The following is a 5,300-nucleotide window of genomic DNA, read 5'->3' as shown; positions in this document are numbered from 1 at the left end:
CCGGCTGATGGATGACGACGTCCCATACCCCAGCGCCCTCCCCACTGCAGAGGGCGCACCTACACCATACAAGGATGGCGTGGCGATTGCCAATGGCCAATGGCTCGATCCCGCCTTGTGGCTGGAATGGAAAGACACCATCCCAGCCACGCAACCCGTCATCATCTATTGCGCCCACGGTCATGAGCTAAGCCAGGGGCTGGCCGCGACCCTCCGTGCAATGGGCATCGACGCTAGGTATTTGCTCGGAGGGATAGAGGCCTGGCGTTCGAATGGGCAGAGTGTGGAATCAATCAAAGTTCACGACCAACCAGCCTGCATTCTGTGACCATCGTCCCAGGCGGCGTTGCCTAAGAGGCCGGAGGGATCCGTAACGACTGCCACTGGCCGACGGCGGACATCGAAATCTGCGCTTTGTGCCGTGATCTCCTTGAGTGGACGCTTGTGCACTCATTGGCTTCGGCAAACGCTGGCTCGCAGCCGGCCTAAACCCGCTTTCCAGCCGTCGGATGGTCGGGGCTATCGTCGACACATCCTGGCACGATGTGGCCTTGGGGCTAGTGACCGACTACAGCTACTTACTGATGCTGGTGCCGAAGTCGAAGGTGCCGATGAGCGCCTCAATGAAGCGAAAGATCTGGGAGAGTCAACCGGCAGGGGCCGTAACAGTCGTTAATGAGAGAGTCTTTCGACCACCGGCACATCTGATGTGTGCAGCAGTGCATGAGATTTTTGGGGACTCGATCAGGTTGCCGAAGCTGTAGGCGGTGCCCGTGGCCATGCAGTGCAGAGAAAGGCGATGAAACTAATTTCAGCTTAGCTCCGCGCAGCTGGCGCAGCTCGCAGCAGTGCATCCGGGGAGGCGATTGAAGCGCCCCAGATCGCACTTGTCCCACCGCGCGAGCCCTCGCTGTGAAGCTATGTCTTCAAACGAACGCAAGACAAAGCGTCGTGAAGTGAGCTATCCCACTCCCTGCTATCTCGGACCATCGCGTTAATGAGGGTCAATAGCTTGCGCATGCAAGCGACCAGCGCCACCTTGGGAAGCTTTCCAGCTGCCTTCAATCTTTTGTAGAAGTCCCTGATGACCGAGTTGTGACGTGCGGCAGTTAGCGCAGCCATGTAGAGCACCCGCCGTATCTCAAATCTTCCGCCTTGAACTCTTCGCCTGCCTTTGGTTCCTCCTGAGTCATTAGCCATAGGAGCAACTCCGACCAATGCTGCTACCGCGCGCCTGTTCAATCGGCCGAGTTCCGGAAGCTCGGCAATGAACGTGGCACTAGCCACGGGCCCGATCCCACTGACTGTCTGAAGAAGGCGGTTCAATTGGGAGAACTGCTGCCTTACATAAGCGACCATCTCGGATTCGAGTTCAGTAAGCTGGGTTTCTATCGCCTCCACTACAGCCTTGATACTCGAATGCAATCGGACAGGTGTGGTGTGCAGACGCTGGCGCTCGGAGTTGATAAGGCTCAGTAACTGACGCCTGCGCGTCACCAGGGCGGCCAGCCAGGCGCGGTGGTCATCAAAAGGGGGAAGGGCAAAGCGAGCCGCATCATCCCGACGTACCAACACGGCGGCCAGTTCCGCCAGCATTCGAGCATCCACAGTGTCGGTTTTCGCAAAGCGACCCATGGACTTCGCGAAGTCGCGTGCCTGCCTTGGATTAATCACCGCTACGGGCAGACCTGCGGCTTGAAGCGCACGCGCGAGTGTTGCCTCATAACCCCCGGTTGCCTCCATTACCACCAAGCCAACCGCATGCGGTCGTAGAAAAGTTGTGATTTCCGCAAATCCTCCTACGTCATTAGTGACTCTGAGTGCGGTGAAGTCGGCCCCCAGTACACAAATGTCTAAGTGCGCTTTCGCGACGTCAATTCCCACCGTTACGGACGAGATAGACATGATCTTCAGCTCCCTTGCTTGTGCATGCGCGCTCAGAATGGCGCGCGTAACCGTTCGGGCTTCAGGAAGACCAGCACGGCGCTCGTGCGTTTTTTACTCAAGTACGGGCTATGACGCCCCAGCGCTAGGCTAACTGCACGGACCGGTCTAACCGCTTCCACGGTGTGAAAAATCTACCATGCTGGCCTGGGATCAACATACAAGCGCTGCGCTGCGCCGTGACTCTCAAGTTCCGGGCATTCCCGCCCTGGCAACCGGAGAGACCACATGGCCAAAACCTCAAATGCACAACAACGCCGTTTCCTGAACGGCGCCGACGCCCATCAGAAGGAAATCGTCAGCCTCATTCGGCAGGTCGCGCGTACACGCGGCATCGACCGCGTGTGGAGCGATTGGGTAGAGATCTGCGCGATCGCATTGGCCCGTGCCGATCTCGCGCAGCGCGACGCACGCGAGCAGCGCTACCTGCAGGTGATCGCTGAGTACGAGCGAGCTGAACTCGACCAGCTCGTCCAAGCGTTCTCGCACTTGGTCATGGCCTACGAGGTCCGGGTTCAGGCAGCAGACTTTGGCGACGTGCTGGGGAGCACGTTCATGATGCTGGACATGGGCAACGCCGGCACCGGCCAGTTCTTTACGCCCTATGAGGTGTCGCGCCTGATGGGCAACATGATGATGGGCAATGGCCAGGATCTGGTCGACAAGACGAGCGCGCAGGAGTTCGTCCGCGTACTGGAGCCGGCGTGCGGCGCCGGCGGTATGTTGATCGCGGCGGCGCACGCGATGCACGATGCGCAGCTGAACTATCAGCAGTGCATGCACGCGACTGCAATCGACATCGATCAGCGGTGCGTGCATATGACATTCATTCAGCTGGCGCTCTTGCACGTGCCGGCCGTGGTGATTCATGGCAACGGCCTCACGGGCGAGTGCCGGGAGCAGTGGTTTACGCCCGCACATATTCTGGGCGCCTGGGGCGCGCGGCTTCGCCGTCGCGAAGCGGAAGAGGGCGCTCGAGCGCTCCTGCAGGCGCCGGCAGCCGCTGGCCAGGGCCAGGTCGACGAGACCATCGCCGGGGATATTTCATCTGAGGTTGAGCAGCCGCTGCAGGCCATTCCGAAAGCCATCCGCCAAGCAGCCGCCGGTGGCCAGATGTCGCTCTTCTAGCAAGGTGCGATGGCCCCTTCCGGGACCTGGCGCGCTAGCCACGCGCCAACTGCGGACCATGTAGAGCCACAAGCACTGCACGGAGCATACAGTCGCATCCCACTCCCGCACGGACGCTAGGGCCGCTGCGCGCGGCCTTGTAGCCGCGGCCCCATCTTCAAGGGCTTTCGCGGCATAAACCGCTCTCTGCGTTCGCTATTTATTCCACGTCCCTTGACCGCGCTTTCGTGGGCTGCGCCCGCCTGCCCCGTGCAGTGCAATGCAGATCGGCTGACATTGCTGCACGCAAGGAGCCAACCATGAGTCGTGTTGTCCTGGGCGATTGCCTGTCCGTTCTTCCCACCTTGCCGGATCGCTGTGTTGACCTCGTGTTGACCGATCCGCCGTACCTCGTCAATTACGTGGACCGCTCCGGCCGGAGTATTGCCAACGACCGCACCGATGAATGGATGACGCCGGCGTTTTCGCAGATGTTCCGCGTGCTTCGCGATGATGCGTTCTGCATTTCGTTCTATGGTTGGAACCGCGTAGATCGGTTCTTCGCGGCCTGGCGCGCGGCGGGCTTTCGTGTGGTCGGTCACATCGTGTTCGCCAAACAATACCAGTCGAATGCGCGATTCTTGGCGTACCAGCACGAGTCCGCCTACTTGCTGGCCAAGGGCCAGCCGGCGCTGCCGGCGACACCATTGCCCGATGTGCTGCCCTGGAAGTACACGGGGAACCGCCACCATCCGACCCAGAAGCCGGTCGAATGCCTGACGCCACTGATCGAAACCTTTAGCCGCCCGCGCGACATTGTTCTAGACCCGTTCGCCGGCTCCGGTTCCACGTGCGTGGCCGCCCGCCAAACCGGACGGCGCTTCTACGGGATCGAAATGGACCCGAAGTATCAAGAGGCCGCGGTGCAGCGCCTTGCGCTGGCCAACCAGGAAAGGATCGCAGCATGAGCCGGGCAACCAGCGAAATGCAGAGTGGGCTTATCGCATATCTACAAGGCTACGGCCGCAACAATCGGGTCGGTTTATCCGCGATCGCCGCATATGGCGCCTGGCCGGCGCTGGCGGCTCAGGAAATTGAACAACGCATGGCGCGATTCCTCGAATCCTTGCCGCTGGAAGAGGTGCGGGCCATCGCCCAGTCGAAAATCAACCTGAACGAGCTGGCCAGCCAAGTGCTGGCCGAGCTGGACACGGAGTGAAGCATGGGAATGCCGCAACTATCCGAGGCCGCGGAACTGGCCATTGAGAACATCGCCATGGAGATCTTGGACATTGAATGTCTGGAACTTCGGCGGGTCCGCTCGAAGGACTATCGCGAAATACCGGTGTGGGATCTTTGGAGGGCATTGCAGGCGGCGTACTTGGCCGGCATGGTGGACCATCACCGAAACGGCTGAACGGCATAGCCAGGCCTGGCGGCCTGGCTATCTCGAAACGGCGACCGAATGGCGGGAAAAGGCCGGCGCGGTCCGCGTACCTTCACTGCCTCTGGTTCGTCCCCTTGGACCAGTCAGCGGAGACATGGTTCTGTATCGCACGACGGGCAGAGGCGTCGTCAGCAAACACCGTTTGAAGTCCACCGACGCACTCCCACTGTTCGTTGTCGGCGTACTTCACTTCCGCTATCACCCCTTTTCCATTCGGCATTTGAATCGTTCTGTAGGTTGCACGGACACCGTTGATGATCATGGTCCCATCCAACGTCACTCTCCCTGTTCAAAGAAGTACCGGATGCAATACGCGCCAAAAATGCCGGTACGAAATTGGGATACAACTAGGAAAAACACCCATCCGGGCTGTTGGACCTTGTGCTAGATTTCGCACCTACTCTGACCTAGCGACGCGTTGACGCGGACCCTGCGCCCAATGGACGAAAACAATAAAAAGAGCCCTCGGCGAAAAAAGCAGCCGACCGTGCTGCATTGCGCATTTTGCGATAAGTCCCAGGACGAAGTCCACAAGCTGATCGCGCGGGAAAACGGCCCTGGCGCCAGCGCGCTCACGATCTGCGACGAGTGTGTTGAATTGTGCAACGAGATCATCAACGAGCAAGGTTTGGTCGAGGCCGAAAACAGCCCCAAAGCGCTGTACAAGTACATCGTTCGGCAAAATCAAATCATCGACGACGCACGAGATAGGGCGAATAAGGCCCTGGATTTGCTGAATGTCTCGATGCCGCCCGGATCCCAATCTCAGCACTGATTTTTTGATCACGACTCCCCATTGGGC

At 59.5% G+C, this 5,300-nt stretch carries 8 protein-coding genes; 6 read left to right on the top strand and 2 right to left on the bottom strand.

Annotated elements, in window-relative coordinates; all coding sequences use genetic code 11:
* Positions 1-328, top strand: a 328-nt coding sequence (locus WBR68_RS30935) for a rhodanese-like domain-containing protein (protein WP_255696341.1), incomplete at its 5' end; no start/stop codon positions are given.
* Between the two features lie 590 nt (positions 329-918).
* Here WBR68_RS30935 and WBR68_RS30930 read toward each other — a convergent pair.
* Positions 919-1,908 (bottom strand): IS110 family transposase, encoded by a 990-nt coding sequence (locus WBR68_RS30930; RefSeq protein ID WP_230696207.1) that lies wholly within the window; start codon positions 1,906-1,908, stop codon positions 919-921.
* A 264-nt stretch (positions 1,909-2,172) separates the two neighbouring features.
* Between WBR68_RS30930 and WBR68_RS30925 the strand changes: the two genes are divergently transcribed.
* From WBR68_RS30925 to WBR68_RS30910, 4 genes are all read left to right on the top strand, one after another.
* Positions 2,173-3,072, top strand: coding sequence for an N-6 DNA methylase (locus WBR68_RS30925; protein ID WP_230696206.1), 900 nt, complete (start codon positions 2,173-2,175; stop codon positions 3,070-3,072).
* 299 nt (positions 3,073-3,371) lie between these two features.
* Positions 3,372-4,019 carry a DNA methyltransferase gene (locus WBR68_RS30920; RefSeq protein WP_230696205.1) on the top strand — a complete coding sequence of 216 codons (648 nt, stop codon included), beginning with the start codon at positions 3,372-3,374 and terminating at the stop codon, positions 4,017-4,019.
* The gene (locus WBR68_RS30915; protein WP_230696204.1) at positions 4,016-4,270 is read left to right on the top strand and encodes a hypothetical protein; all 255 of its coding nucleotides are present in this window, start codon (positions 4,016-4,018) and stop codon (positions 4,268-4,270) included. The genes WBR68_RS30920 and WBR68_RS30915 overlap by 4 nt, the downstream gene beginning before the upstream one ends.
* Before the next feature lie 3 nt (positions 4,271-4,273).
* Entirely contained in the window at positions 4,274-4,468 is a 195-nt protein-coding gene (locus WBR68_RS30910) for a DUF6900 domain-containing protein (protein WP_046804271.1), read from the top strand.
* An 82-nt stretch (positions 4,469-4,550) separates the two neighbouring features.
* On the opposite strand, the gene WBR68_RS30905 is transcribed toward WBR68_RS30910, so the two are convergent.
* The gene (locus tag WBR68_RS30905) at positions 4,551-4,760 is read right to left on the bottom strand and encodes a hypothetical protein (protein WP_230696203.1); all 210 of its coding nucleotides are present in this window, start codon (positions 4,758-4,760) and stop codon (positions 4,551-4,553) included.
* A 177-nt stretch (positions 4,761-4,937) separates the two neighbouring features.
* Between WBR68_RS30905 and WBR68_RS31575 the strand changes: the two genes are divergently transcribed.
* Positions 4,938-5,273: a ClpX C4-type zinc finger protein gene (locus tag WBR68_RS31575; RefSeq protein ID WP_370641303.1), complete on the top strand. Its 336-nt coding sequence runs from the start codon at positions 4,938-4,940 to the stop codon at positions 5,271-5,273.
* The last annotated feature ends 27 nt before the right edge of the window (positions 5,274-5,300 follow it).

Source organism: Achromobacter sp. JD-1, from assembly GCF_038594925.1.
GTDB lineage: Bacteria > Pseudomonadota > Gammaproteobacteria > Burkholderiales > Burkholderiaceae_B > Achromobacter > Achromobacter spanius_C.
Note: the sequence above shows the minus strand (reverse complement) of the source record. Positions and strands in the feature narration are given on the sequence as shown.